We start from the raw sequence: 26557 nt of genomic DNA, 5'->3' as shown, positions 1-26557 counted from the left end.
GGTATATAAGATTTCGCTAGTAATAGCAAAAAAAGTAACGATGGCATGTTAAACTGACACAATAACACATACGGGAGTTTACAATGTATAAACGCTTAATGGGATGTTTAAGCGCATTTATTCTGGCTCTGAGCCTGAGTGGCTGTGGTTATAATACCATGCAGTCTCAGGATGAGGCCGCCAATGCTGCATGGTCTGAAGTGCTGAACCAATATCAGCGGCGTGCCGATCTGGTGCCTAATTTGGTGAATACAGTTAAAGGCTATGCTAAGCATGAGCAGCAGGTGTTAACTGAGGTAACCAATGCGCGGTCGCGGGTGGGCAGTTTGAATATGACGAGCAGCGATGCGGATGATCCTGCAAAAATGCAGCAGTTTTCGCAAGCACAGGGTAATCTGAGTAATGCGCTTAGCCGCTTACTGGTTGTGACTGAAAACTATCCAAACCTGAAAGCGGATCAGAGCTTCCGTGATTTGCAGGCACAGCTGGAAGGTACTGAAAACCGCATCGCACTGGCTCGAAACCGTTATATCCAAACAGTGCAGGTGTATAACACGACCTTGCGTTCTTTCCCGAATAATGTGACGGCGAAAATTTTCGGAATGCATGTGCGGCCAAATTTTGTGCCGGAAAACGAAGCCGCTGTAAAACAGGCGCCTCAGGTAGAGTTTTAAAGCTCGAATAGAGGTACAAATTGTTTTACAAAGTGACAGCCGGTTCATGAGAACTGGCTGTTTGCTTTTGCTGAGAACATATAGAGTAGGACTTTTATGTGTAACAATAATAAGTATTAATTTTTTTTCTAATACTATTGGTTACTTCTCGCCGTATAGCCATTATCTGCCCTTCACCATAAGCTTTGGGACTATCAAGCGGAACACTATAAATCAAATCATTTAAACTATTAAGCTAGAATATTTATTATTGTCTTCTTCCGTATTGATGCCTAATTTAAAAATATAACTCTCTTTTTAATTCATTTATTATGGTTTTCAACATTAGAATCGTTATTTTTAACAATAATCTTTTTTAATGTAGATGATGCCTTTCACATGTCACTTTATATCTTTTGCTCAACTGCCTGAATAATGAGATAGTCGGACGTCTCAAACGGTGAATTATCTCTGGCATAATTACTAATAATGGAAGTATTGAAATATATATACTCAATATTTCGTTCAAAACTTGAGGATTTTATTAAAGGACTTAATGATAAAAATGCGATTTTAGAAATATTCAAATGGCATATAATGGTTTTCTAAAGTGATTATAATGGTTGCTTATTCATAAGAGCAGTAGAGGAAATGCGTGAAACCTTGCCTTGCGCATCAGACATACTTAGGGCGCATAAAGAATTTGTTAGAAGCCTAATTTATTTAAAACTTGAAGAGTATTCCGATAAAGCGTCTTTTAACTTGCTCAAGGCTTAACCAATCCAATTCAGTAAAGAGGGTACAGTTAAAAAAAACCGCCATGAAGCGGTTAATCAAAAAAGTAAAATAAATGAGAATTAATTATCATTTATTTTATGAGCTTTCAAAAACGCCGGTCTACTCGTCGCTTTTTGAAGATAGTTTTCAAGTTTTTTGTCCAACGTAATGCCAAATGCTTTTGCAAACATTAATCGATGAGATAAAAAGATATCTGCTAACGTAAAGGTATCACCAATGAGCCATGCATTTGTTTCTTTTAGTTCTATCCTAGACAAAACATCAATGGTTTGTTTTTTAAAGTAATTGATAAATTCTGGCCATTGCTGATCTTCAGGAGTAAACAGTATCTGTTTAGCAAGGCAAGAAAGTGGCGTTTCTAAGTCAGTAATCGAAAAACTGATTAAAGAATTGATGATAGCTTTTTCTTGTAAATTCGCAGGGTATAACGTATTTTGTTTTTTTTCACAAATATAAAGGCATATGGCCAACGTTTCACTTAATGAAAAGCTCCCTTCCGTTAAAAATGGCACTTTACCAAAAGGATGAGGTGATTTGACAACCGCATTATCTGTGTGTATTTCAACCCGGATTGCTTCATAAGGAAGACCTATTTCTTCCAAGGCCCAGATAACAGCCAAAGATCGTGCTCCAGGTGCAGTGTATATTTTCAAGCTTAGTCTCCTTTTAATAAATCAAATAATCGGTATTGCGTAAAAGTAAGTATTCATTTTTGGTTTAAGTGATCATTTCCTATTGCAACTCTAGATGATCACCTTATGTGATGACAGATTGTAAAGTAGTTGCTGGATAAAACAAAATCTTTATCTTCTAAGATTTCTTGCAATTTGAATTTACTAATTTAATGCTGATAAATAAAAGGTAGGATTCGGGTGGCAAGATATTAATATAATTCATTTAGGTTTTATCCTGCCCCCAAGACGATGCCTCGCAGTAGTGCTAAAAGAATAATTTTGGTGGTTTAGCGATTTGTCGAAATGTAGTTGTATAGATGCGATATTGGCCGGCTATTTTATCTGCTCTCAGTTTGTGCTTGCTGCTAAGTGTTAAATCTGTACCGATTTTAATTAAATCGTGCTAGCAGAGCCGAATTGATCTTTTGTCTAAAGCCTCTTAGCAAAGTGCTGCCGTGATGGCGGAAACGGCTTACTATCGGTTATGATTCAGATACATGGTCTAGATACAATTAGATTCTGATTCCGGTTTTACAGTCAGCGGAGACACTCTGCAGTACTGCTTCTAGGTAATGATGATATGAACACTATCCGCTTATCCATCCATAAACTGTTGGTATTTTTTCTAAGCTGCGTGCTTTGTATTATGGCTGCGCAAGCGGAAAATTTGGCGCCGATACCTGCTTTAACTGCGCCGGTGATGGACACTGCAAATATGTTGCAGCAGGATACGCGAGAGGATTTAAATGGACAGTTGCTGGATTTCAGTCGCCAGCATGGCAGTCAAATTGTGATTTTAACTGTCCCTACTATTGCACCGGAAACGCCGTTTGATTACGCCACCAGAGTGATGAATAACTGGCGGCCGGGACGCATGGGTGTTGATGATGGTGTATTACTGCTGCTGGTGCGTGATGAACATAAAACCTTTCTGGCCACTGGCCGCGGACTGGAAGGTGCTATTCCAGATGTGTATGCCAAGCGTATTCTGGATGATGTGCTGCGTCCGCAACTGCGTGCAAATAATACCGATGGTGGGGTACGACAAACGGTAGACATTCTGGAAAAACTGATTGATGGTGAGAAACTGCCGGCGGTATCACAGCAGCCTCCGCAAAAGCAAAGTTTCTCTGCCATGTTTATAGAAGCAATGATTTTGGTCTTTTTTGGGGGAGCATTTTTAAAGAATATTTTCGGCACTCGGCTAGGCAGTTTCATTTTAGCTTTACTGGTGCTGGCTCTGGGCTGGTATATTGGCTGGAACCTGATTCTGGCCGTTATTATTGCGCTTTTTTCCTATATCGTAACTTATGTTTTTGCCGGAAATGTATTTGTCAGTGACCATTATAATCCACATGATGATAATTTTTGGGGCGGTGGCGGGTCAGGCGGAGGCTTCAGCGGTGGAGGCGGTGGATATGGTGGAGGCGGTGCTTCTGGTAGCTGGTGAAAGTGGCACAGGATGATGCTGAACAGATCAAAATTCTGAAAAATTATCAGACTCCGCGTAAATTCATGTATAGTTATTTGTCTTACCTTACTATTTACTGATTTTATCTATCGGCTGGTCTACATGTCTAATCTCGGTGCAGGTATCTGTTTATTGCTGTTGTGGTTTTTACCTTTGCTCTTCGGTGCTGGTGGTGTGTTGCTGGATATTATACTGATTATCCTGATTTTGTTTTATTTATTTGCTGCCCACATTGTAGATGATGGTACTGAAGATTCCATTGCAACCGATAAAAATCTCTATGTAGCGGTAATGTTTGAAGTGGCCGGCCAGATATGTGCGTCTAAGGGACATGTCACGGATGAAGACCGTTCATCTGTTTATGCCTTGATTAAAAAGTTGCAGCTTAATGATGAATTGGCCGTTCTGGCGCGCTATGGCTTTAACATGGGGCAACTGAAAAACTATCCGCTTAGAGCTCGACTGGGGCAGTTGTACCGTATCTACCGAAATGAAAAACGCGCGTTGATGTTGTTTTGTAAACACATGCTTGAGCTGGCGCTGATTGATGGCAGGCTGCACAATAATGAACGGCGTATTTTAAATATCATTGCTGATGAGTTTCATATCCCTTACTCGCAGATGCTGATTTTTGCCAGCCAAACTGTGCATGGGCAAGAAAGTGAATATAAGCATTACTGGCAAACTAATGAGCAATGGAAGCAGCAGCGTCAGAGTAAGCGCCAAAAGGAACGACAGCAGCAATCGCGGCAGCAACAACAGCAGTACCGGCAACAGCAGCAGAGCAGTCGTCAACAGCATCAGACTGTTGAAGAACCGCTGGGCGGCGATCCGTATCAGGTGCTGGGTATCAATCCCCAAGCCAGTGTGCATGAAATCAAACAGGCTTACCGCCGCCTGATGAATAAATATCATCCGGATAAACTAGTAAAACAAAAATTGTCTGCAAAAGAAATGCAGCGGGCTACTGAGCATACTCAACGTATACAAGCTGCCTATGCTTACGTGAAACAGTTGCGTGGCTTTGTTTAGCTTAAATGATGCTTTGCTTTTGTGGATTGAAATTGAATAGCTAATCTGTTATTTGGAATTCCGAGATACAGTGTAAATAGGTTATTGAAAGCAAGAAATTTCCGATTCTGAAGAGGTTTTTTTTCTAGGGTGGCAACACCTATGAAAATTCATTTCTCAGCAGTGTAGTCCTGCCGGATCTTTGCTCTGAAGATAGTATGGATATTTTTTAAAAATATTTTGTATGGGCTGGTACCTGATTTTTAACGTGCTGAAAGAGGTATAAAGCTTGATTGTAAAAAAGCATTCAGCCGGCGCAGGGTAGACAGTTGAGCGTATTTTTTCTGTCTTCGGTGTAGAGATAAATATTTCTCAGAATTTGATTTTCCCTATCTCTGCGTCCACGAAATCAGCTTGAAGTGCTACCATACTGATTCTGAAACTGCGAAAAGAGCGGACAGGATGCGCACGGATAAACTGAGTATGCGAATGTTGCCCCGATTATGGCGTCACTGGACCCATCCGCGCCAGCGGGTGAGTAAGTATTTTCCTGAAGCAGTGCTGCAACAATTGACCACACACATTGCCAATTCTGAACAGCGCCATACCGGACAATTACGTTTTGTGATTGAATCGCGTATCAATACGGCCAGTTTGTGTCACCATACAACGCCTCGACAGCGCGCGCAGTATTGGTTCAACAATTTGGGTATTTGGGATACTTCTGCACGTTGTGGCGTTCTGGTGTACGTGCTGTTTGCTGACCGCGCTGTAGAAATTATCGCCGATCGTGGAATAGATGCCTGTGTTAGTGCTGCGCAATGGCAGGAAATATGCACGCACATACTTACGGCTTTTCATCAGCAGAATTATGTGGATGGTTTAAGCCGCGGACTGGAAGAACTAACAGATTTGCTGGTGCAGTATTTCCCGCGTACTCAGGCTGGAAGAAACGAACTGGCCGATGATGTGATTTTGCGTTGATACTTGCAGAATAACATGGGGGTTGAGTATCTGTAAGTATCCGCAGATTATATGCTATCAGGCTGGTTAGTTCTGTGCGAAAAGTAATTTCATCTCCGGAAGTGATCAGCGACATTAGAAACGATATTTTTATCCAATATTGCCACAATAGAAAAAACGCAATAATGGTAATTATTGATATTTATTATCAATAAACTTCTCTGAATTGATATAAATAATTTTTTTTGAATAAAATTTCAATGAAAATATAATTTACAGATAGGTTGGGTTTACAATAAGTTGCGGCTTTAAATGACAGATTGAAACAAAGAGCGCATGTATGGCCGCTGATAGCCTGTCTATCAGGCGTCACAACAGCCAGAATAAATTCATTGCTAAAATGGTTATTCTGGCTTCATTTTATTCATGATTACTTTGGGGTTTGAACCTAAAAAATGTTTAGCGTAAGCGTCCGAGAATAATGCTTGGCGCTTTAATTAGCAGCATGATTTCATCGCCGCTATCCAATTGCATCGTTTCAGCACTGTGCCGAGTAATACTGGCAGACAAGCTCAGCTCAGCACCTAAATCTACGGTCACAACACTATTCACGGCACCGGTGTCTATACGGCGTATGCGACCGCGAATTTGATTGCGAGCAGAAAGATTAAAATTGGGAGTAGGGCGAGCCAGTATGATGGCAGAGGCTTGAATCAGTGCCAGAGCATCTACACCTTCTGTAAGCTCCATTTGTTCACAGCTGTGGCGTGTGAGTATGGCCACCAGTTCCTGTCCGCTGCTCAAGCGTAAATGAACTTCATGATTCACTTTGCCTTCTATAACTCGGCTCACTGTTCCAGCTAGCTGATTGTCGGCACTTAAGTCCAAATTCATTCTTTGCCACAGGCCATAATGGCTATGGTCAGACTCGTTGTGCAGTTGCTGCATCAACTGTTGATGGCGTTGCTGCATGGTGTGGTAATACTGAAGGAAAGCTGCACCATAGGTAGTTAAAGCGCTTTTACCACCGCCCTGTCCACCAGTTTGGCGTACTACCAACGGCTGCGGTGCCAAATTATTTAGCGCGTCAATCGCGTCCCAAGCTGCCTTATAACTCATTGGTACTGCTTTGGCTGCCTGAGTAATGGAACCGAAACGCTGAATGTTTTCGAGCAAGATTATACGTTTGCTGTTTCCCATTCGTTGGCCGTTTATAGTGGGAATCAGCTCGGTATCCAGATTGAATTCATGCATGTCTATGGTCATTGGGAGCAGAATGTAGGCGACCATTATCCATGTGCCAAATAGCAGCGTCAAAAGCAGCGGCATCTGCCGGATCATGGGTAATCATGAGCATGGGTAAATTTAGCTTCTGCTGCCACGCCGCCAGTTCAGTGCGCATTTGTGCTCGCAATTGGGTATCCAAGGCGGAAAATGGTTCATCCAGCAAAATAGCATGCGGCCGCGCAATCAGTGCACGTGCCAGCGCAACACGCTGACGCTGGCCGCCTGATAAATGTGCCGGATACTGTTCTGCAACCATATCAAGTTGCATGGCGTTGAGCCAGTGTTCAACATCTGCCTGCCGGCTGCGTTTGCGCGGATTGAACAAACCATGCCGGATGCCGCAGGCGATGTTTTGGCGCACATTCAGATGAGGAAAAAGCGCATAATCCTGAAAAACATAAGCCAATCTGCGTTCTTGCGGACTCAGATTGAGTTGCTGCTCACTTTGATAAAGCGTTTTTCCGTTAACAATAATGTACCCCTGCTCAGGCGTCAGCAATCCGGCAATGGCTTTGAGCATTAGGCTTTTGCCACTACCCGAAGCCCCCATTATTATGGTACGTGGTGTCTGAGTGTGTAAGTTGATGTTTAGAGTAAACTGGCTGCCATCGGCACGATGAATGCTTTTCTGGAAATTGATATCTAACATAGCGTCATTGGAGTGAATCAAATATGACCAAGGCGGCTTCTTATAGGAACATAGCGTTATCTGATATTTGCTACTGGCACTTTGCCAGACAGCAGTCTGCTGGTTAACAACAATATCAGAATACATACCACCGATATAATCAGCACCAGCGTATTAGCGAGTTGATCATCACCAGCCTGTACTGCTTCATAAACCGCAATCGACAAGGTTTGCGTCTGTCCAGGAATGCTGCCTGCTACCATCAGCGTAGCGCCAAATTCTCCCATGCTGCGCGCAAAAGCGAGTAATACGCCGGCCAGAATACCGCGCCAAGCCAGCGGGAGAGTAATGCGCAGAAAAACGCCGACATTACTGATGCCTAATACACGACCCGCTTGCTCCAGCTGCGGGTCCAGACTATCGAAGGCAGCACGTGCCGGTTTAAAAACCAGCGGAAACGAAACCACCGTAGCAGCTACTACTGCGCCTTGCCACGTAAAAATCAGATTGATGTTTAAATATTGCTGTAAGAATTGGCCGATAAAACCATTTTTACCCAGTAAGACCAATAAATAATAGCCGAGCACCGTTGGCGGCATCACCATTGGCAGAGTGAGAAGGGTATCCAGCAATTCCCGTCCCCACACCGCTTTGCGCGCAAACAGATAGCCGATACCTACACCAAGAATCAGATTGAAAACTGTAGCCCACAGAGCAATTTTAAGCGACAGGGCAAGAGCAATCCACGCCGCAGCCATTCTTTCTCCTTGCAGGAAGATTTATCCACTTATGATAAAAGCATTATTTATTTAGCGCACACTCTGGAAACCATAGCGTTTTAGGATCTGTTGCCCTTTGGCCGAGCGAACGAATCCAATAAAACGATTGGCTGCAGCCGGCTCTTTAGTATTTATTGTGCGGGCAATCGGATAGCTGATTGCTTTAGTGGTGGGAATAGTAGCTGCTACTTGTACTTTATCCGGCATGATAGCCGCATCCGTGCCGAAAACAAAACCGGCCTCTGTTGACTGATTGGCTACATAGTCCAGCGCCTGCCGCACATTATTCACATTAACAATTTTCGGCTGTACCTTACTCCAAACTTTTGCCTGCTCCATCGCAGCCTGTGCATAACGGCCAGCTGGCGTATAAGCCGGATTGCCCAGTGCAATATGGTGGATACTAGCCTGTTGCAAGTCTTTCATATTGCGTATGTTTAAATTGCTGTTTTTAGGAGTAATCAGTACCAGAGTATTATTTACAAAATTAACTCGGTCTGCTGACCGTACCAGATTTTTGGCCTGTGCCTGATCCATAGTCTGCTGGTCTGCCGAAGCAAATACATCTACCGGAGCACCATTCTGAATCTGTTGCAGCAATGAACCGGACGCGCCAAAATTTAGTCGCACCTTATCTTGTGGATATTGTTGTTGGTACGCTTTGGCAATGTCATTAAATGCATTGGTCAGACTGGCGGCAGCGGAAACGGTGAGGTCGGCAGCCAGCGAAGTGGTGCTCAGTACGCACATACCAGCAGTAGTTATCAAAATACTAAGACGGGCAGAAAGAGAGCGCATAAATTATCCTTAATCAAAGAGAACTAATATTCCAGCAGGGTTAAAAATTATCTGATTATAAAGTAAAACTGTTTCGAAATATACCTGACTATATAACGAATACTAAATTGCAGGCTGGCTATGCTTAAAAGCTGGAATACGAAAAAAATTAGATGATTAATGAGTTCAAAGGCAAAATATTAATAATTAAGAGAAATAATTAATTAGCGTAATAATCTTGCAATTTTTTTCCAATTAATAATTGTATTGTTTAAATTAAAACAATCTTAGCAATACGTAAATAAATAATTTAAATGAAAATTATAATTATTTATTCAAATTAAAAAAAACAGATAAAACCACATAATAGTTTAAATAAGGTATTATAATGGCGTTAAATGTTAGAAATTATAAATTTCTCTATTATCAGCAAGCAGGACAGCATTCAGTTTCACTGCAAGATATAAAAAAAATTTAATTAGGAACCAACACACATGAACCTGACAAGACGCCAGTTTTTCAAGGTTACCGCAGCTGGTGCCGGCGCGACAGGATTAGCGGTAATGGGCATGGCACCGGCCACAGCCTTTGCCGAAGTCCGTCAATATAAACTTTTACGCGCAACCGAAACACGCAATAACTGTACTTATTGCTCCGTAGGCTGTGGTACGCTGTTGTACAGTCTGGGGGACGGAGCAAAAAACGCTAAAAAGAAAATATTTCATATAGAGGGCGATCCGGATCATCCAGTCAGCCGAGGTAGTCTTTGTCCTAAAGGCGCTTCCCTGATAGATTTTGTCAACAGTCCCAATCGGGTTTTGCATCCGCAAGTGCGTGAAGCAGGAACCAACGAATGGAAAGACATTAGCTGGGATGAAGCACTGGACCGCATCGCCCGCCTGATTAAAGACGAGCGTGATGCCAACCTGATTGCAAAAAATGCTGACGGCGTCACTGTAAACCGGCTAGAAACAATTGGTATGCTGTGTGCTTCAGCCAGCTCCAATGAAACCGGTATTCTGACCCAGAAATTCATGCGCTCGCTCGGGCTGGTAGGCACAGATTCTCAGGCACGTGTTTGTCATGGTCCTACTGTATCCGCACTGGCTGCTACATTTGGCCGCGGTGCGATGACCAATACTTGGACCGATATCCAGAATGCAGATTTTATTCTGGTAATGGGTGGCAATGCTGCCGAAGCGCATCCTGTTGGTTTCAAATGGGTAATCGAAGCTAAAAAACAAAAAGGCACCAAGCTTATCGTTTGTGACCCGCGTTTCAACCGTACCGCATCCGTAGCCGACCATTATCTGCCGATACGCTCCGGTACGGATATTGCTTTCTTGGGCGCAGTAATCAACTGGCTGATTAAGAATGATAAAGTGCAATGGGAATACGTTAAAAACTATACCAATGCTGCTTTTATTCTTGCTGATGATTATGGTTTTAACGAAGGACTATTTTCCGGCCATGCAGATTACACCAGTGCAGATGGACGTCCGACACCCGAAGCAGCGCCGAAAGGAGCCAAGGGCGGCGCTGTCTACAATAATGCTAGCTGGACTTATGAGCTGGACGAAAACGGCTTTGCCAAAACCGACCCAACCTTAGAAAACCCGCGTTGTGTGTGGCAGGTCATGAAACGCCATTATGCCCAATACACACCGGAAATGATGCACAAAATTACTGGCACACCAATAGAAGACTTTTTACTGGTTTGTCAGGCTCTGGGTGCCACTTCAGCTAAAAATAAAGCCGGTACGATTTTATATGCATTAGGCTGGACGCAGCATACCTATGGTTCGCAGAATATCCGTACCATGGCCATGATTCAGCTCATTCTTGGCAATATCGGTATGCCCGGTGGCGGTGTGAATGCTTTGCGCGGCCACTCCAATATTCAGGGACTGTCAGACCTTGGCTTGCTTTCCACCAGCTTGCCGGGCTATCTTAGTCTGCCAAATGAAAAGAAAAATCCTACTTTTGAAGACTACCTGAGCGTACAGACACCGAAAGCAATGCGCCCGGGGCAGCTCAATTACTGGAGCAATACGCCCAAATTCATGGTCAGCCTGCTCAAATGGTTTTTCGGTGACAAAGCCACCAAAGAAAACAATTGGGGCTACGATTGGCTACCAAAGTGGGACAAAATGTACGATGTCCTCCAAATGGCGGAAATGATGTACCAGGGGCAGATGCATGGTTTGCTGGTGCAAGGATTCAACGCCATGGGTTCTTTCCCAGATTCCAATCGTATCGTCAAAGCATTCTCCCGCCTCAAATGGATGGTGGTGATGGATCCACTGAATACGGAAACAGCCACATTCTGGGAAAATCACGGCGATGCGCATAATGTAGATTCCTCTTCCATTCTCACCACAGTATTCCGTCTGCCGGTACCGTGTTTTGCCGAAGAAAACGGCTCTATTGTTAATTCTTCACGCTGGTTGCAATGGCACTATGCCGGCGCAGAAGCACCGGAAGATGCTAGAGCTGATTTGGAGATTTTGGCCGAGTTACATCTGCGTATCAAAGCCTTGTATGAAAAAGAAGGCGGAAAAGTTTCCGAGCCGATTATCAATCTGAGCTGGCCGTACAAAGTAGCGCATTCGCCCACTCCGGAAGAAATGGCACAGGAATCCAATGGCTGGGCATTGGCCGATATCAAAGACGAACAAGGCAATATTATTGTGCCCAAAGGTGGGCAGCTAGATAGTTTTGCTCAATTACGCGATGATGGCAGCACTGCCTGTGCATGCTGGATTTTTGCCGGTTCATGGACCAAAAACGGAAACCAGATGGCTCGGCGAGACAATAGTAATGCCGGTTTGGGCAATACCCCCGGCTGGGCATGGGCGTGGCCGGCCAACCGCCGCATCCTGTATAACCGTGCTTCCTGCGACCCATCTGGCCGGGCGTGGGATCCCGAACGTAAACTGATTCACTGGGATGGCAGCAAATGGGTTGGTGCTGATGTAGCTGATTACAAAGCTGATCAGGCGCCGGATACGGATATGAATCCGTTTATCATGAATGAAGAAGGTGTAGGCCGTCTGTTTTGTACTAAAAAATTGGTGGATGGTCCATTCCCGACATTCTACGAACCCACGGAATCGCCAGTAGGTAAAAATTTACTGTATCCGAAAGTTCTCAATACTCCCGCTGTACGCCTGTTTGACAGCGTAAAAGAACGCATCGGAAACAAAGACGAGTTCCCATGTGTCGGTACCACCTATCGCCTTACTGAGCATTTCCAGTTTTGGACCAAGTCTGTGAAATTGCTGATGATTGCTCAGCCAGAACAGTTTGTGGAAATCAGCGAAGAGCTGGCAGCACAAAAGAAAATTGCCAAAGGTGATACCGTTAAAATCAGTACTAAACGCGGCTGGGTAGAAGCCAAAGCCGTTGTAACCAAACGTTTGCGCCCTCTGGACATCAACGGCCAGACCGTGCATCAGATTGGTATTCCCCTGCATGGTGGCTGGGTGAATGTTGGTGAGAAAAAACAATTTCTCATTAATACACTCACACCATTTGTCGGTGACTGCAACACTCAGACACCGGAATACAAAACCTTTTTGTGCAATATCGAAAAAGCGTGAGGGGAATAAATCATGGCTTTACAATCATTAGATATTAAACGGCGTTCGGCTACTAATCAGCTCACGCCGCTACCACAGGCTCGTAAACCAATTGAAATTGCCAAACTAATAGATGTTTCTACTTGCATCGGCTGCAAGGCTTGTCAGGCCGCATGTTCCGAATGGAATGATATTCGCGACGAAATTGGTACTAATCATGGCGTTTACGATAATCCTATCGATCTGAGCGCCGATAGTTGGACCGTTATGCGCTTTTCTGAAACCGAAGAAAACGGCAAGCTGGAATGGTTAATTCGTAAAGATGGTTGCATGCACTGTGCCGATCCTGGCTGTCTGAAAGCCTGTCCTTCTCCAGGTGCCATCATTCAATATGAGAATGGTATTGTGGATTTTCATCAGGAAAACTGTATTGGCTGTGGCTACTGTATTTCCGGCTGTCCTTTCAATATCCCGCGTATCTCTAAAAAAGACAACCGTGCCTACAAATGTACATTGTGCTCCGACCGTGTGGCCGTGGGGCAGGAACCGGCTTGTGTGAAAACTTGTCCTACTGGTGCCATACATTTTGGTAGCAAGGAAGACATGAAGTTTTTGGCTAGTGAACGCATCAAGGATTTAAAACAGCGTGGCTTTGAAAAGGCCGGACTTTACGACCCGCAGGGAGTAGGCGGTACCCATGTAATGTATGTTTTGCATCATGCCGATAAACCCAGCCTGTATCACGGTCTGCCGGATAATCCGCATATCAGTACCACAGTTAAGCTATGGAAAAGTATGCTTAAACCAATAGCCGCCTTTGGTATTGCCGCCGCCGCTTTTGCTGGCTGGCTACACTACATTACCATTGGTCCCAATCGTCCTGATGATGATGAACAGGAAGTTCTGAATCGTGATGGTGAAATCCTCGAAGACAAAGGCGACGCATAATGACCAAAAAATTATTAATTCAGCGCTATAAAAAATCCGAGCGTTTTAACCACTGGGTTGTAGCCGGCTGTTTCGTACTGCTGGCCGTATCCGGTCTTGGCTTTTTCTATCCCTCTTTTTTCTGGCTCACAGAAGTATTTGGCTCTCCGCAGCTGGCGCGCATCTTGCACCCGTTTATCGGCGTCATTATGTTTTTAGGATTTTTTATCCAGTTTTTCCGCTATGTGAAACATAATTTTTTCGAGCGCGACGATATCAAATGGATGCTGGGTATCAAGCACATCCTGCTGGGTAAGGAAATCGGTGATACCGGTAAATACAACGCCGGACAGAAATGCATGTTTTGGCTGATGACAATCAGCATGGCGCTGCTGTTTATCAGTGGTCTAATTGCGTGGCGGCAGTTTTTCTCCGGCTATTTTCCTATTTGGGTGGTGCGGATTGCCTTGCTGGTGCATTCGGCTTCTGCCATTTTGTTGATAGTTGGTATCATTATCCATGTGTATGCGGCTCTGTGGATAAAAGGCACCATTCCAGCTATGGTTGAAGGTGTAGTGACGCAGGAATGGGCGAAAAAACATCATCCGCGCTGGTATCGTGAAATGATGGCCAAAAAAGCCGCCAAAGCGCAGCAAACATCTACCACGCAAAGTAGCGAATAAAACGCGTGCCTTTATCAGCTAGCCTGTCTGGTGACATTATAAAGACAGGTAAATATTGATTCTCTAATCTGTCCTGAAGAATATTCAGGACAGTTTCTTAGCACTACTCCCTGCATATAGGGACCTAAATCCTATGATTCACACTCCCGCCGAAAGCCGTACTGTCTGGGTAGCTCAGGACGGAAAATGCAGCAGCATCTGTGACAATATCAGTGCTGAAATCCCAGTAGCACTGGTTTATAACGGTATATCCCACGTGGTACTGATGGCTACGCCGGATAACATTGCCGAGCTAGCTCTCGGATTCAGCTTTAGTGAAGGTATCATTGAAAGCAAGGAACAGATTTACGCCATTGAAATTAGCGAACATCAGCATGGTTTGGTAGCAGACATTGAGCTGGCCAGTGCAGCTTTTGCCCGCCTGAAAAACCGGCGCCGGCAAATGAGTGGACGTAGCGGCTGTGGCTTATGTGGTCTCGATAGCCTCGCAGCCATACAGCCGGCAATTACCCCTATAATGCGTTCAGTGAATCTCGAATTTAGCAAAATAGGCGCTGCTTTGACCGATTTTAACCATCACCAACGCCTGCGCGCGCAAACTGGTTCCGTTCATGGTGTGGCGTGGGCTGATGGTGATGGCACAATTGTAACCGCGCGTGAAGACATTGGCCGACACAATGCTTTGGACAAACTAATTGGCTGGGGGTTGCAAGCAAAAGTGGATTGGAAGCAGGGTTTTGTGGTATTGTCCAGTCGCGCTAGTTTTGAAATGGTAATGAAATCAGCAATTACCGGTATCGGGTGTATCGTGGCTGTATCTGCGCCCACCACCTATGCCATTGATTTAGCTCACAAGGCTAATATCACGCTGGTGGGTTTTGCGCGTCATCATCGCCAAGTAATTTATACCCACCCTCAATTTTTTTCATCCTTAACGCATACATAAAACTAAAAATAATAGGGTATACTCTATTGTTTTTGTTTCGCTTGTAAGACTGAATAAGAACTATATTACCAATTACTGTAAGGACGACTATGTTATCGATTATTAAACGATATAGCCGTAATTTGGCCTGGCAAATTCTCTTTGCCCTGATTATGGGGGTAGCAGTGGGATTGTATCTGCATACCTTTTCAGATCCGTCTCATCCATACTACAAAACCTATCAATCTTGGGTAGTCAACGTATTACAGCCCATGGGCGATATTTTTATCCGCCTAATTAAAATGATTGTTTTGCCGATTATCCTTAGTACCCTCACACTTGGTATTGCCGGACTGGGTAATTCCAAAAGTCTGGGTAGACTAGGTGGCAAAACCATTCTCTATTTCGAAATCATTACCACCATTGCCATTGGCGTGGGTCTGCTGTTTGGTAATTTGTTTCATCCTGGCAGTGGTATCGATATATCTAATCTGCAGCACAGCAACGTTACCCAGTATGTGCAGAAAAGTGAAGCCTTGGCTGAAAAGCCGCATGGCCTTGTTGTCATGATTCTGGACATGATTCCGCATAATATCTTTGATTCACTTAGCACCGGCGAAATCTTACCTGTAATCTTTTTCTGTGTATTCTTTGGTTTGGGATTGACCAAACTGCCGGATAATCAGCGTTTGTTTTTCTCTGATTTTCTGAAAGTCATTTCAGACGTGATGTTTAAAATCACCAATATGATTATGCGCTATGCGCCAATTGGTGTGTTTGGTCTCATGACAGTAACCATCAGCAAATTCGGTTTCGGCTCCCTGATACCGCTGATGAAGCTGATTCTGATTGTATATTTGGCCATGATTGTGTTTACGCTGGTGATACTGGGTGGTGTAGCCTATTTCTGCCGCTTTAATATTTTCACCATCATCAAAATTCTTAAAGATGAATTGATTGTGGCGTTCTCAACCTCCAGCTCTGAAACAGCGCTCCCCAAAATGATTGAGAAAATGGAAGCCTATGGTGCGCCGAAATCCATTACCAGCTTTGTTATCCCTACCGGCTATTCCTTTAACTTGGATGGTTCTACTCTGTATCAGAGTATTGCCGTAATTTTTCTGGCTCAGCTATACGGCATTTCCCTGTCTGTGACAGACCAGATTATGATTGTCATTACCCTGATGGTGGCCTCTAAAGGTATTGCTGGTGTACCGGGCGTATCCTTTCTGGTATTGTCTGCCACGCTGGCCACTACTTCCATACCATTGGAAGGTTTAGGCTTTATCCTTGGTATCGACCGTATTCTGGACATGGGTCGCACCGTTGTAAACGTAATCGGTAATGCACTGGCTTCACTGGTTATTTCGCGCTGGGAGCATGATTTCGATGATGAAAAAGCGCGTGCCTATGAAAAAACATTGGGCATCAAATAATTCACTTTGAGGCACTAAAAAGGTTCAGAGACATCTGAACCTTTTTTTATGTACCTTAGTGATTCAGACGAAACAGGTATATGCTGTACTGCAATATTTCTACTGGCGTTGTTTGGCCAATTAGATTCTAGACACAGTGGTAAAACCAGACAAAAAGCATGTTTTTAGTTAAACTTGGTTATTTTTATTCCTAATACTAGCTGTTTAACGTTAGCAATGGTTACGCAGCTATCATTCACATAAACAAAGATATATGAAAACACAAGCAACACCGGAAGCCATACAGGCTCAGCCATTCTTCCATATCCCGTTTTGGCAGCAACCCGCTGCTGATATTTTTAGCCAGCGTGCCTTGCGCCTAAACGAACTGGCCGCTGAAGACAGTAGCGATTGGCAGCCATATTTGCTGTTACTGGCAGAGATATGTACAGCTCAGCAGAGTTTACTAGAGCGTTATACAGAGGCAGACTGGGTATTGCCTGCCACTAATGAGGGAGATTTACCATTCACACCGGCTTTGCTGAGTGAGAATCGTGGCTTAGCCGACCAGCTGTTTACTGATTTATATGCTTTGCTCCACGAGCAGTTGTCACCTACGGCGGTACAAGTATGGCAGGAAATATTGCATCTTAGCAGCGAGGAGCGTATCCGGTTGTGCCAGCTGGCAATCAATCAGCAGCTAGGTCTAGCACAGCAGGATTATCAAATATGGTTGAACGCTGTTGTACAGGTTATCTATACATTGGTAGCAAGAAGCTTAGCAGCAGACACAGTAAAACCATACCCAGAACCTGGATTTTGTCCTTGCTGTGGTACCGATGCCGTTGGTGCTGTGATAATCGGTCATGGTGAACTTGAAGGTTTGCGCTATCTCTGTTGTGGCCTGTGTAATAGCCGCTGGCACAGTGTGCGCGCTCGCTGTAGCTTCTGTGATAATAGTCGTGATTTAGGTATACAGCGTATAGAGCAGGCTACAGAAGGTGTTCTGGCTGCAACTGAAGCAGAATGTTGCCCCAGCTGTAATGCTTACCGTAAACGTTATCGTCTGGCTAAACAGCAGTATGCTGATCCAATAGCAGATGATCTGGCTTCTTTGATATTGGATATGCTTCTGAGTGATGAAGGCTGGCAACGTGGCGGAGCCAATCCATTTTTACTGATGGGAAAGATACCTAAACATTAAAATTAATGATAAGCTATTTAATTATTTACCTTTATTGAAAATAATAGATTTAAACAGTCAATTTGGACGATCAATTTCAATAAGACATTTATTAGCCGGAACCGTACGTGAACATTTATCTGTATATAGAAATTAGATTAAATGACCAAATTTGAGAAATTTTTTTTTATGACCATCGGGCCATTTATCATCATGCTGGGGATGTCTTGTTTAGTACATTCCATAGTTGATAAACAAAAATTTTATATTTCACTACAAAATAAAGCTAAATATCTATTGAGTCTGAATTGTAAGCTTAAGAAATGTGTCACTGAAGGACAAATAATATATAGTTATTCAGAATATTCAACAAATAATAATAGTAAATCTCTTAGGGCACCTATTTATCATTATCGTTATTACTTTGAAGTTAATGGTAAAACTTATAATAATGATAATCTACGGATATTTAGCGAGGGCTATGCGCTCACTAGAGGCAGAATGCGATATATCCCTTCTAGTGAATGGGATTCGAATCAATATTCTACAGAAAAAATCATTTATGATCCTTATAATCCGAACATAAATTTACCTTTGGAGTATGCGAAAGTATTGCCGGATATACCTAATCCTTATGTTATATATGAAGATTTATTGTGTATTTTGCTTGGAATATATTTTACCGTAATTTGTTATAAGGATATAGGAATATTAAAACGATAGTGAAATTTAATCAGTGTTTTAATTGATTAAGTAACCATATTTTATTATTTTTTAAAGTATTTTAATAATATATAATCTGATATATTAGATCTTTATTTTATTGGATACATTAATACAAATATATATAGATGTGCTATGTTTTCAGCAAACGATAAGAAGTATTTTTAAAACTCTGCTACAAATGTAAAAATTGGACTAAAAGACTTTTAATTTTAGTAGTGCCAAATTCTAATTGTTTAGAAAGCTTTAATGCTTTTCATAACTTATGTATTGTTTGCTTTTAAAAAAGGGTCTGATAAACCTATAGATAAAGAATTTTTTTTATCATTCATAGGTCAGGCAAGAATAAAATTTCAAGTTATAAAAGTAAATGTTTGAATTTTGGTAGGCTAAATTCAATTTCAATCTGAATATAATTCAATTGTTTCGAAATTAAATTAAAAGCCTGTTTTTCTACAGGCTTTTGAAGTTTTCAGTAGAGTAAATAATTTATATGGGATGTACTGTCAGCCATTGCCCTTGATGAATATCAGTTTGCGGTGGAATATCGATTAAAACTTGAGCATTTACGCAACTAGATAGCATATGTGAGCCTTGTTTATCCAGAAGCTGAACTTCAGGACCATTTTGGGTAAAGCATAGGGTACCACGTAGAAACTCTCGTCTTTTCTGATGATTTGGAGCGATGCTGAAGGCTGCTTTAGCCTGATAGCATGCGGGTAGGGATTGCTGAATAGGGCGGCCGGCGGCGGTTTGTAGTGCTGGCAGTCCCATTAGTTTGTAGGTAACGAAGCTGGCCACCGGATTGCCAGGCAGGAGCATGACACGGCATAGGTCGATTGTGCCCCATCCAAAAGGTTTACCGGGTTTTATTGCCAGTTTCCAGTGCTCGATGGTGCCCAGCTGCTGTAAAGCTGGTTTAACCAGATCGCGGTCGCCAACTGAGGCGCCTCCGGAAATAATAATACTGTCGCTGTCGGCTGCTGCGCGGGCGAGAGTATCGGTAATGATGTCGAGCTTATCCGGCAAAATGCCGCCATCAATAACCTCGATAAATGCATACTGGCGCAAACAGGCTAGCAGCATTGGCCGGTTGCTGTCGTATATCTGATGCTGCTCGAGCTTGTAATTGCCGCTTACCAGTTCATCGCCGGTGGTGAATACGCTGACGCGTAGTTTGCGGTACACTGGCAGTTCACTGGCACCTTGTGAAGCTGCTAGCCCGATGGCCTGAGGGGTAAGCAAAGCACCTTCCGGTAGTAAAACAGTGCCCTGCTTTAGTTCTTCGCCTTGACGGCGTATGTTTTCACCAGTATTAACTGTATGGGTGCTGGTAAGAATGTTTCCATTGACGCTGGTTTTTTCTTGCATGATAACGGCGTCAGTTTGAAGCGGAATGCCGGCGCCGGTGTAGATGCGCATAGCCTGTCCGTGTTGCAAGGTCTGTTGCCGGCTGTCTCCAGCCGCAGCTGTGCCAATAAGCTGCCATTCTGTGCAGTCCAGTCCGCACACGGCGTAGCCGTCCATGGCACTGTTGTCGAAAGCTGGCGCATCGGCCGTGGCGATGAGCGTCTGTGCCAAAATGCGACCGGCAGCCTGATTCAGTGTTACAGTCTCGCTATCTACTACGCGGACGGTCTGTTGTAGCAGGGTTTCCTGTCCCTGATAAAAATCCATCATGATGTTGTTACTCCGCAGCGTAGTCAGGTAAACATGGCGCTGCTGTTGTAGTTGGTAAAAGGGTGGCTGTTGGCAAAGGTAACGATAGCATGGCGGTATGGTTGAATAATTGAGCGCATGCTGTGTGAGCCGTTGCTGTGCAGTTGTTGTTGAATAGCTGTTAAATGATGCCGGCGCATCTGGCAGACAATGGGATGCAGATTGCTATTGTCTGCGGCACAAACGATATCCAGCTCTGGCTGTTGATACAGTCTCTGAAACAGGCCGTTAATAATCTCAGCGTTTAGAAAGGGCAGGTCGCAAGGTACTATCTGCACATATTCGATGTGTGATGGTAAGGTTTGCGCAGCGCTGACTATTCCGGCCAGTGGTCCCATTTGCTGATAGTCAGGTATATCGGTACAGACGGGATATCCGTAGCGGCTCAACTTGTCGATATCGCGATTGGCACTAATGATGATGTGCTCGCTACAATGATGCAGCTGTTGTAGAACAAGCGTGAGCAGAGGTTGTCCGTTAAGTGGCAGTAGGGCTTTGTTGGCTCCGCCAACACGAGTACCGAGTCCGCCGGCCAGTATAATCAGGCCAAGCTGTGCATTTATTGCCATGATTGCTTACGCTGTTGGTCGCTGTGTTTCATTTCTACCCAATGCTGTTTACCATTGGCAAAACATTCTTTTTTCCAGAATGGTGCTTCGGTTTTAAGATAATCCATGATGAAGTGATTGGCCTGATAAGCATGTTCGCGATGGCCACTGGCGGTAAGGACAAGTACGATCTGAGCGCCTACGGGCAAGTTGCCGATGCGATGAATCACGCAAACATAAGGTAATGTCCAGCGTTGTGCCGCCTGAGTGATGATATTGCTGATTTCATTCTCTGTAGCTTCGGGCATGTGGGTGAGAAAAAGGTGGCTGAGAGGCTGCTGCGGATTGTCATTACCTCGCACTTTGCCAATGAAGCTGACAACAGCTCCGCAATCTGGTGCACTGGCTTCTGCCAGTGCCAGTTCGTGGCTGAGATTGAAATCTTCCGTCTGTATCAGAATCCTTGTCTGCATATCAGCCTCCGGTTACTGGTGGCAGCAGTGCGATGCTGTCTCCGTCCTGTAGGCTGGTATTGCCATGCCGGATAACGTTATTGACGGCAATTTTGTAGACATTCCCCTCAGCCAGTACCTGTTGCCAAGGTTTGCCGCGCTGACGTAGGTGGGAGAGAAGGGTATTAGTGTCGGTAAAGTTTAGAGGAAGCTGTTCCTGTGTCAGACCAAGCTCTTCGGCAAAGCGTGCCAGATAAATCACGGTAATCATGAAGCAAACATATAGCAATCAATAATGGTTTATTATGCCGTTTTTTTTCCTGCTGTGGCAGATGGCTGCTGTTGATGCAATTGTATTTATGCAGAAAAATAATATAAAATAGCTGTTTTTTCTCAAGTTTTCTAGAAATTTGCCATTACGGGAATAATATTCTTTATCAGGCACTTACTTTACTCATGCTGATTGACCGCTTCAACAGACGTATTGATTATCTGCGCATTTCGGTAACGGATAAATGCGATTTACGCTGTACTTATTGTATTCCGCAAGGATTTACAGAATTTGAAAAGCCAGCAAACTGGTTGTCGTTTGCGGAGATCGAGCGGGTGGCCGGAGCTTTTGCGCGCATGGGGGTGTCGCGGTTTCGGTTAACCGGCGGTGAGCCGTTGCTGCGAAAAAATTTGCCCGAACTGGTGGCGCGGCTGGCAGCATTGCCAGGGATAGAGGATTTGTCTTTAACCACCAATGGCACGCAGCTAAAGAAATATGCTTCTGAATTGCGCCAGGCAGGGCTCAATCGGCTGAATGTTAGCCTTGATTCCTTGCGACGAGAATGTGTGCAGGAGATATCCGGCAAGGATAGTTTTGATAAAGTAATAGACAGTTTGCAGGCGGCACGCGATGCCGGCTTTGAACGGATTAAAATCAATATGGTGCCGCTGCCCGGCGTTAATACTGCTGATATTGACGATATGGTGGCGTTCTGTATTGAAAACGGCTTTATTTTGCGCCTGATTGAGGTTATGCCAATGGGTATGAGCGGACGTAAACTGGAGTATTTCAATCTGCTCGAACTAATTGAAAATCTGCGGCCAAAATATCAATTGCATGAGAGCCAGCGTGTTTATGGTGGCGGGCCAGCTAAATATTGGGAAAGTGTTGATGGTCGTTTTACGCTAGGGTTAATTACACCACGCTCGCAGCATTTCTGTGCTTCCTGCAATCGGGTGCGGATGTCGGTTGATGGTACGTTGTATCTGTGTCTGGGTCAGGATCAAAGTATGGCTCTGAAGCCTTTGCTGGCTGCAAGCTGTAGCGATGAGCAATTAGAAGCAGCCATCCGGGATGCAGTGGATTTAAAACCGGAAAAGCATGAATTTAATGAGCAGCCGGATAAGATTGTGCGCATTATGGCCAAAACAGGTGGCTGATACTGAAGTTACGCCCTAAAAAAGCCCGCTGGTTTAGCGGGCTTTTTTGTGTCAATCAAAACAGAGTCAGTGTCCATGGAAGTAGATAGGTTTGCACCAATGTAAATATACCGGCAATCAGACAGAAAAACAGACTGTGACGCACAGTAAAGCGGAACAAATCAGATTCCTTGCCCGCCAGCCCCACTGCAGCACAGGCAATGGCAATAGATTGTGGGGATATCATTTTGCCAGTTACCCCACCAACAGAATTGGCTGCTACAGCCAATATAGGATCCATGCCTACCTGCAAGGCTGTATTGGCCTGTAGTGCACCAAACAGGGCATTTGCAGAAGTGTCGGAGCCGGTTAGGAAAACGCCTACCCAGCCGAGAAATGGTGAGAAAAATGGAAATGCTTTGCCAGTGTCAGCCAGTGCCAGAGCCAGTGTTGAGGATAGGCCTGAGTAGTTAACCACATAGGCAAAGGCCAATACCAGCCCGATTGAAAGCACTGGAAAACGCAGGTCGTACAGAGTGCTTTTGAATGTATCAATGGCAAGACGTGGTTTAATTTTCAGGATAAGCACGGAAATAATGGCGGCCAGCAGAATGGAGGTGCCAACAGCGCCAAGAATATTCAGCTTGAATTCAGCCGCTATCGGAGCGTTTTCAGCAACGATAGGAGCTGTTTTGATAACCAAATTATCCAGCATTGGCCAGTGAATCTTAATCTGACTGAATGAATTCAACCATGATTGCAGCGGTTTGATTGTCCATACGGCCACACACACAGTTAGGATAACAAACGGTGACCATGCCAGCATAATTTGTTTTTTACTATATTCTGTGGTTTTGCGCTCAGTACTGGACTGCTGCATGCCGTTAAAAGTGAATATTTGTTTGGGCTGCCATTTCTGTAAAAACAGAGTCAGGCACACCATACTAACAAGGGCTGAAGTTACATCAGGTAATTCGGGGCCAATGAAATTGGCGGTAATAAACTGTGTGCCGGCAAAGGATACGCCAGACACCAGCAGTGCCGGCCAAGTTTGGCGGATACCCCGCATGCCATCCATGATAAATATCAGATAAAACGGTATAACAACAGACATCATTGGCAGTTGGCGACCGGCCAGCTGGCCAATATGAAAGGGATCGATACCAGAAACCTGTCCACCGACCAGAATCGGAATACCCAGTGCCCCAAAAGCTACCGGAGCAGTATCTGCAATCAGGCATAAGCCAGCTGCAAACAAGGGTCTGAAACCCAACCCTACCAGCAGTGCCGCACTAATAGCAACCGGTGCTCCGAATCCAGCCGCACCTTCTAGAAAAGAGCCGAAGCAAAAACCGATGAGCAGCAGTTGTAGACGCTGATCTTCGGTGATAGAGAGAATCGAAGCGCGGATGATGTCAAAATGGCCGGTTTTAACGGTCAGGTTATACAGAAATACGGCTGTAATGATAATCCACGCTATTGGCCACAGGCCATAGAAGAAACCATATAATGCGGAAGATAATGCAAGTACCGGCGGCATTTTATAGGCTGCTACGGCCACGATAATTGCCAGAACCAAGGTAATGGCTCCGGCGATATGGCCTTTCATGCGCAAGACAGTAAGTGCCACGAAGAAAAATATTATGGGTAACAGGGCAGCCAGTAGGGTCAGGTAGACACTGTTGCCTAATGCCGAGTAGTTTTGTACCCATGTTTGCATGTGGTTTCTCCTCAATGTGTGAGTATGTTGGCTTAAAATTGATTGGTATATGCGGAATATTTGTGATTAGTGGTGATTTTTATGAATCAAATTAATGGTATTGTGGCCGTAATGCTGCTGTGACTGTTACTTTAAGAAATAAAAATGTTATCGTCAATGTTTGTGGTTTTATTTCAATAAATGTAATGATAAACGACTGACTGAATGTGGCTGTTGCGGCTAATAAATGTTTATCTGCATGAGCTAAATGTGTGATTGAGAAAGCCGGCTAGATAAGCTTGCGGCAGTAGCACAAGTATGTACGTCACTGAGAATTGGCTGACACTGTATCTGGTAGTAAACAGATTGACTCCGGTAAATCGTGGCAGATTATATAGACTGTCTGTATACTCAATGTAACAAAATAGCGAATGAATTCCATATGGTTGAGGCTAAGCAAAGCTGTGTCTTGCTGAGATTAGTATGTGATAAGTCGCTGCTTGAACAGCGAAAAAAAATAGGCTTTTAAGGAGAAAAACCAACAGCCGGCAAAATTATTGTGTCTGTCACAAAGTTGTCATGTTGGTCTTTTACAATAAGTCAGGATAGCACCTGCTAATAGGGAGAAAACTGTGTCTGCTTCGTCTACGACCTCGTCGTCTGGGGCAATTATGTCTGTATCTGGGAAAACGGGTAAAGTAAGTATTGTTTTGTTTCTGCTGATATTGCTTAGCGGATTAGCTTATGCTGCGGTGTGTATCTATCATGATCTGCAGGGTATTCCCCGGTCTTCATTGCTGGTCTATGCCTTATTAACAGTTGCTTTGCTGATTGCACTGGCATTTGAGTTTGTGAATGGGTTTCATGATACGGCCAATGCCGTAGCCAGCGTGATTTACACGCGCTCGCTCAGTCCTAATACTGCTGTAATCTGGTCTGGTGTGTTTAATTTTCTCGGGGTAATGCTATCTACCGGTGCTGTTGCTTATGGTGTGATTTCACTGCTGCCGGTTGAACTGATTCTACATATGGGCAGTGGCGTCGGATATGCAATGATATTTGCATTATTGTCCGCAGCAATTATCTGGAACCTTAGTACCTGGTGGCTGGGTTTGCCTGCATCCAGTTCGCATACGTTGATTGGTTCGATTATCGGTGTCGGAGTGGCCAATCAGCTAATGTCTGCTCATCTGGGTACCAGTGGCGTAAGCTGGAAACAGGTGATCAATGTGGGCGAATCCCTGCTTTTTTCTCCGCTGCTTGGTTTTGTGCTGGCTGGTCTGCTGCTGATTTTATCGAAAAAATTGCTGCGAATACCAGCCTTGTACCGTGCACCGGAAAATGACGCTCCGCCACCGTGGCCAATACGCCTATTGCTGATTTTTACCTGTACCACGGTAAGCTTTGCACATGGTTCGAACGATGGTCAGAAAGGCATGGGACTAATTATGCTGATTTTGATAGGAACCGTCCCAATGGCCTATGCATTGAATCATGCTGTGCCCAAAGAAGAATGGGTGAAGTTTTCGGCTAATTCGCTTTCTGCCCAGCAAACTATAGAAGGATTGCTGCCAGCGGGCTTGGTACTGCCGCAAAATGCAGATGCACGTGCTGAGATCACTGCTTTGGTAGAAGACAAGCAGGGTACGCCGCAGCAGCTGGCAGCGCTCGCGCAGCTGGTGCATATTGTGGCGCATGATGTCAGTAAAAGCGACAGCCTGCGTAATCTGCCGCCGGAGCAGGTAGGCAATATTCGCAATGATATGTATCTGGTGTCAGAATCGCTAACCTTGCTGCAAAAAAATAGCTTGCATCGCCAATATAATCTTAATTCGGCACAAATAGCGAGTTTGAAGGCTTATCATACGTCTATAGACCATGCTACCAAGTATATTCCGGTGTGGGTGAAGGTACTGGTGGCACTAGCGCTGGGACTAGGTACACTAGTGGGTTGGAAGAGAATTGTGGTAACAGTGGGCGAAAAAATCGGTAAAACTCATTTATCGTATGCACAGGGTGCTTCTGCCGAGCTGGTGACTGCTTCGCTGATTTTTGCTGCCGACCGTTTTGGCTTACCGGTCAGCACCACACATGTACTGACTTCGGGTATTGCCGGTACCATGGCTGCCAATAAAAGTGGATTGCAAAAGTCTACCATCCGCAATCTGGTTATGGCGTGGGTATTGACCCTACCTGTTTCCATACTGCTGGCCGGTGTATTATTTTGGTTTTTCCGTACGATTTTTTAGCA

The 26557-nt window shown here is 44.3% G+C and carries 23 protein-coding genes; 13 read left to right on the top strand and 10 right to left on the bottom strand.

Annotated elements, in window-relative coordinates; genetic code table 11:
- The first annotated feature begins 83 nt into the window (after positions 1-83).
- The gene (locus J3U75_RS07205) at positions 84-674 is read left to right on the top strand and encodes a LemA family protein (RefSeq protein ID WP_180295865.1); all 591 of its coding nucleotides are present in this window, start codon (positions 84-86) and stop codon (positions 672-674) included.
- A gap of 836 nt (positions 675-1510) precedes the next feature.
- Here the strand turns inward: J3U75_RS07205 and J3U75_RS07200 are convergent.
- Positions 1511-2104 carry a glutathione S-transferase family protein gene (locus tag J3U75_RS07200; RefSeq protein WP_267391259.1) on the bottom strand — a complete coding sequence of 198 codons (594 nt, stop codon included), beginning with the start codon at positions 2102-2104 and terminating at the stop codon, positions 1511-1513.
- Between the two features lie 601 nt (positions 2105-2705).
- Here J3U75_RS07200 and J3U75_RS07195 point away from each other — a divergent pair.
- The 3 genes from J3U75_RS07195 (at position 2706) to J3U75_RS07185 (ending at position 5591) form a co-directional block, all read left to right on the top strand.
- Complete coding sequence (locus J3U75_RS07195) at positions 2706-3575, top strand: TPM domain-containing protein (protein ID WP_267391258.1); 870 nt, start codon at positions 2706-2708, stop codon at positions 3573-3575.
- A 123-nt stretch (positions 3576-3698) separates the two neighbouring features.
- Positions 3699-4628 (top strand): DnaJ domain-containing protein, encoded by a 930-nt coding sequence (locus J3U75_RS11340; protein WP_323811359.1) that lies wholly within the window; start codon positions 3699-3701, stop codon positions 4626-4628.
- A 441-nt stretch (positions 4629-5069) separates the two neighbouring features.
- Positions 5070-5591, top strand: a complete 522-nt coding sequence (locus J3U75_RS07185) for a TPM domain-containing protein (RefSeq protein ID WP_267391257.1) — start codon at positions 5070-5072, stop codon at positions 5589-5591.
- A 438-nt stretch (positions 5592-6029) separates the two neighbouring features.
- Here J3U75_RS07185 and J3U75_RS07180 read toward each other — a convergent pair whose 3' ends face one another.
- Genes J3U75_RS07180 through modA form a run of 4 tightly spaced genes read right to left on the bottom strand, consistent with a single transcriptional unit; the run spans position 6030 to position 9062 of the window.
- On the bottom strand, positions 6030-6899 hold the full coding sequence (locus J3U75_RS07180; protein WP_267391256.1) for a TOBE domain-containing protein: 870 nt from the start codon (positions 6897-6899) through the stop codon (positions 6030-6032).
- Complete coding sequence (locus tag J3U75_RS07175) at positions 6817-7506, bottom strand: sulfate/molybdate ABC transporter ATP-binding protein (RefSeq protein WP_267391255.1); 690 nt, start codon at positions 7504-7506, stop codon at positions 6817-6819. The genes J3U75_RS07180 and J3U75_RS07175 overlap by 83 nt, the downstream gene beginning before the upstream one ends.
- Positions 7507-7562: 56 nt before the next feature.
- A complete protein-coding gene (modB, locus tag J3U75_RS07170; protein WP_267391254.1) occupies positions 7563-8243 on the bottom strand; it encodes a molybdate ABC transporter permease subunit in 681 nt (226 codons plus the stop codon).
- Positions 8244-8294: 51 nt separating this feature from the next.
- Complete coding sequence (gene modA / locus J3U75_RS07165; protein ID WP_267391253.1) at positions 8295-9062, bottom strand: molybdate ABC transporter substrate-binding protein; 768 nt, start codon at positions 9060-9062, stop codon at positions 8295-8297.
- A 473-nt stretch (positions 9063-9535) separates the two neighbouring features.
- Between modA and fdnG the strand changes: the two genes are divergently transcribed.
- The 7 genes from fdnG (at position 9536) to J3U75_RS07130 (ending at position 18478) form a co-directional block, all read left to right on the top strand.
- The gene (gene fdnG, locus J3U75_RS07160; protein ID WP_267391251.1) at positions 9536-12643 is read left to right on the top strand and encodes a formate dehydrogenase-N subunit alpha; all 3108 of its coding nucleotides are present in this window, start codon (positions 9536-9538) and stop codon (positions 12641-12643) included.
- Positions 12644-12655: 12 nt separating this feature from the next.
- Positions 12656-13570 carry a formate dehydrogenase subunit beta gene (fdxH, locus tag J3U75_RS07155; protein WP_100139798.1) on the top strand — a complete coding sequence of 305 codons (915 nt, stop codon included), beginning with the start codon at positions 12656-12658 and terminating at the stop codon, positions 13568-13570.
- Positions 13570-14232: a formate dehydrogenase subunit gamma gene (locus J3U75_RS07150; RefSeq protein WP_100139799.1), complete on the top strand. Its 663-nt coding sequence runs from the start codon at positions 13570-13572 to the stop codon at positions 14230-14232. The genes fdxH and J3U75_RS07150 overlap by 1 nt, the downstream gene beginning before the upstream one ends.
- A 133-nt stretch (positions 14233-14365) precedes the next feature.
- Positions 14366-15178 (top strand): formate dehydrogenase accessory sulfurtransferase FdhD, encoded by an 813-nt coding sequence (gene fdhD, locus J3U75_RS07145; protein WP_267391250.1) that lies wholly within the window; start codon positions 14366-14368, stop codon positions 15176-15178.
- A gap of 89 nt (positions 15179-15267) precedes the next feature.
- Positions 15268-16593, top strand: coding sequence for a cation:dicarboxylate symporter family transporter (locus tag J3U75_RS07140; RefSeq protein ID WP_100139801.1), 1326 nt, complete (start codon positions 15268-15270; stop codon positions 16591-16593).
- A 253-nt stretch (positions 16594-16846) separates the two neighbouring features.
- Complete coding sequence (locus J3U75_RS07135) at positions 16847-17776, top strand: formate dehydrogenase accessory protein FdhE (RefSeq protein ID WP_267391249.1); 930 nt, start codon at positions 16847-16849, stop codon at positions 17774-17776.
- Between the two features lie 141 nt (positions 17777-17917).
- Positions 17918-18478 (top strand): hypothetical protein, encoded by a 561-nt coding sequence (locus J3U75_RS07130; RefSeq protein ID WP_267391248.1) that lies wholly within the window; start codon positions 17918-17920, stop codon positions 18476-18478.
- A gap of 489 nt (positions 18479-18967) precedes the next feature.
- On the opposite strand, the gene glp is transcribed toward J3U75_RS07130, so the two are convergent.
- Genes glp through J3U75_RS07110 form a run of 4 tightly spaced genes read right to left on the bottom strand, consistent with a single transcriptional unit; the run spans position 18968 to position 21468 of the window.
- A complete protein-coding gene (glp, locus tag J3U75_RS07125) occupies positions 18968-20158 on the bottom strand; it encodes a gephyrin-like molybdotransferase Glp (RefSeq protein ID WP_267391247.1) in 1191 nt (396 codons plus the stop codon).
- Between the two features lie 23 nt (positions 20159-20181).
- Positions 20182-20766 (bottom strand): molybdenum cofactor guanylyltransferase, encoded by a 585-nt coding sequence (gene mobA, locus J3U75_RS07120; RefSeq protein WP_267391246.1) that lies wholly within the window; start codon positions 20764-20766, stop codon positions 20182-20184.
- Entirely contained in the window at positions 20757-21218 is a 462-nt protein-coding gene (locus J3U75_RS07115; protein WP_267391245.1) for a molybdenum cofactor biosynthesis protein MoaE, read from the bottom strand. The genes mobA and J3U75_RS07115 overlap by 10 nt, the downstream gene beginning before the upstream one ends.
- Before the next feature lies 1 nt (position 21219).
- Complete coding sequence (locus J3U75_RS07110; protein ID WP_267391244.1) at positions 21220-21468, bottom strand: MoaD/ThiS family protein; 249 nt, start codon at positions 21466-21468, stop codon at positions 21220-21222.
- Between the two features lie 185 nt (positions 21469-21653).
- On the opposite strand from J3U75_RS07110, the gene moaA reads away from it, so the two are divergent.
- Positions 21654-22628 carry a GTP 3',8-cyclase MoaA gene (gene moaA, locus J3U75_RS07105; protein WP_267391243.1) on the top strand — a complete coding sequence of 325 codons (975 nt, stop codon included), beginning with the start codon at positions 21654-21656 and terminating at the stop codon, positions 22626-22628.
- 55 nt (positions 22629-22683) lie between these two features.
- Here moaA and J3U75_RS07100 read toward each other — a convergent pair whose 3' ends face one another.
- Entirely contained in the window at positions 22684-24327 is a 1644-nt protein-coding gene (locus J3U75_RS07100) for a lactate permease LctP family transporter (protein WP_267391242.1), read from the bottom strand.
- A 650-nt stretch (positions 24328-24977) separates the two neighbouring features.
- Here J3U75_RS07100 and J3U75_RS07095 point away from each other — a divergent pair.
- On the top strand, positions 24978-26555 hold the full coding sequence (locus J3U75_RS07095) for an inorganic phosphate transporter (RefSeq protein ID WP_267391241.1): 1578 nt from the start codon (positions 24978-24980) through the stop codon (positions 26553-26555).
- Positions 26556-26557 lie beyond the last annotated feature (2 nt).

The sequence above is a fragment of the Snodgrassella sp. B3088 genome, from assembly GCF_026535815.1.
In the GTDB taxonomy this organism is placed as follows: Bacteria; Pseudomonadota; Gammaproteobacteria; order Burkholderiales; family Neisseriaceae; genus Snodgrassella; species Snodgrassella alvi_E.
The sequence above is the reverse complement of the archived record's forward strand: the minus strand, read 5'-3'. Positions and strand labels throughout refer to the sequence as shown.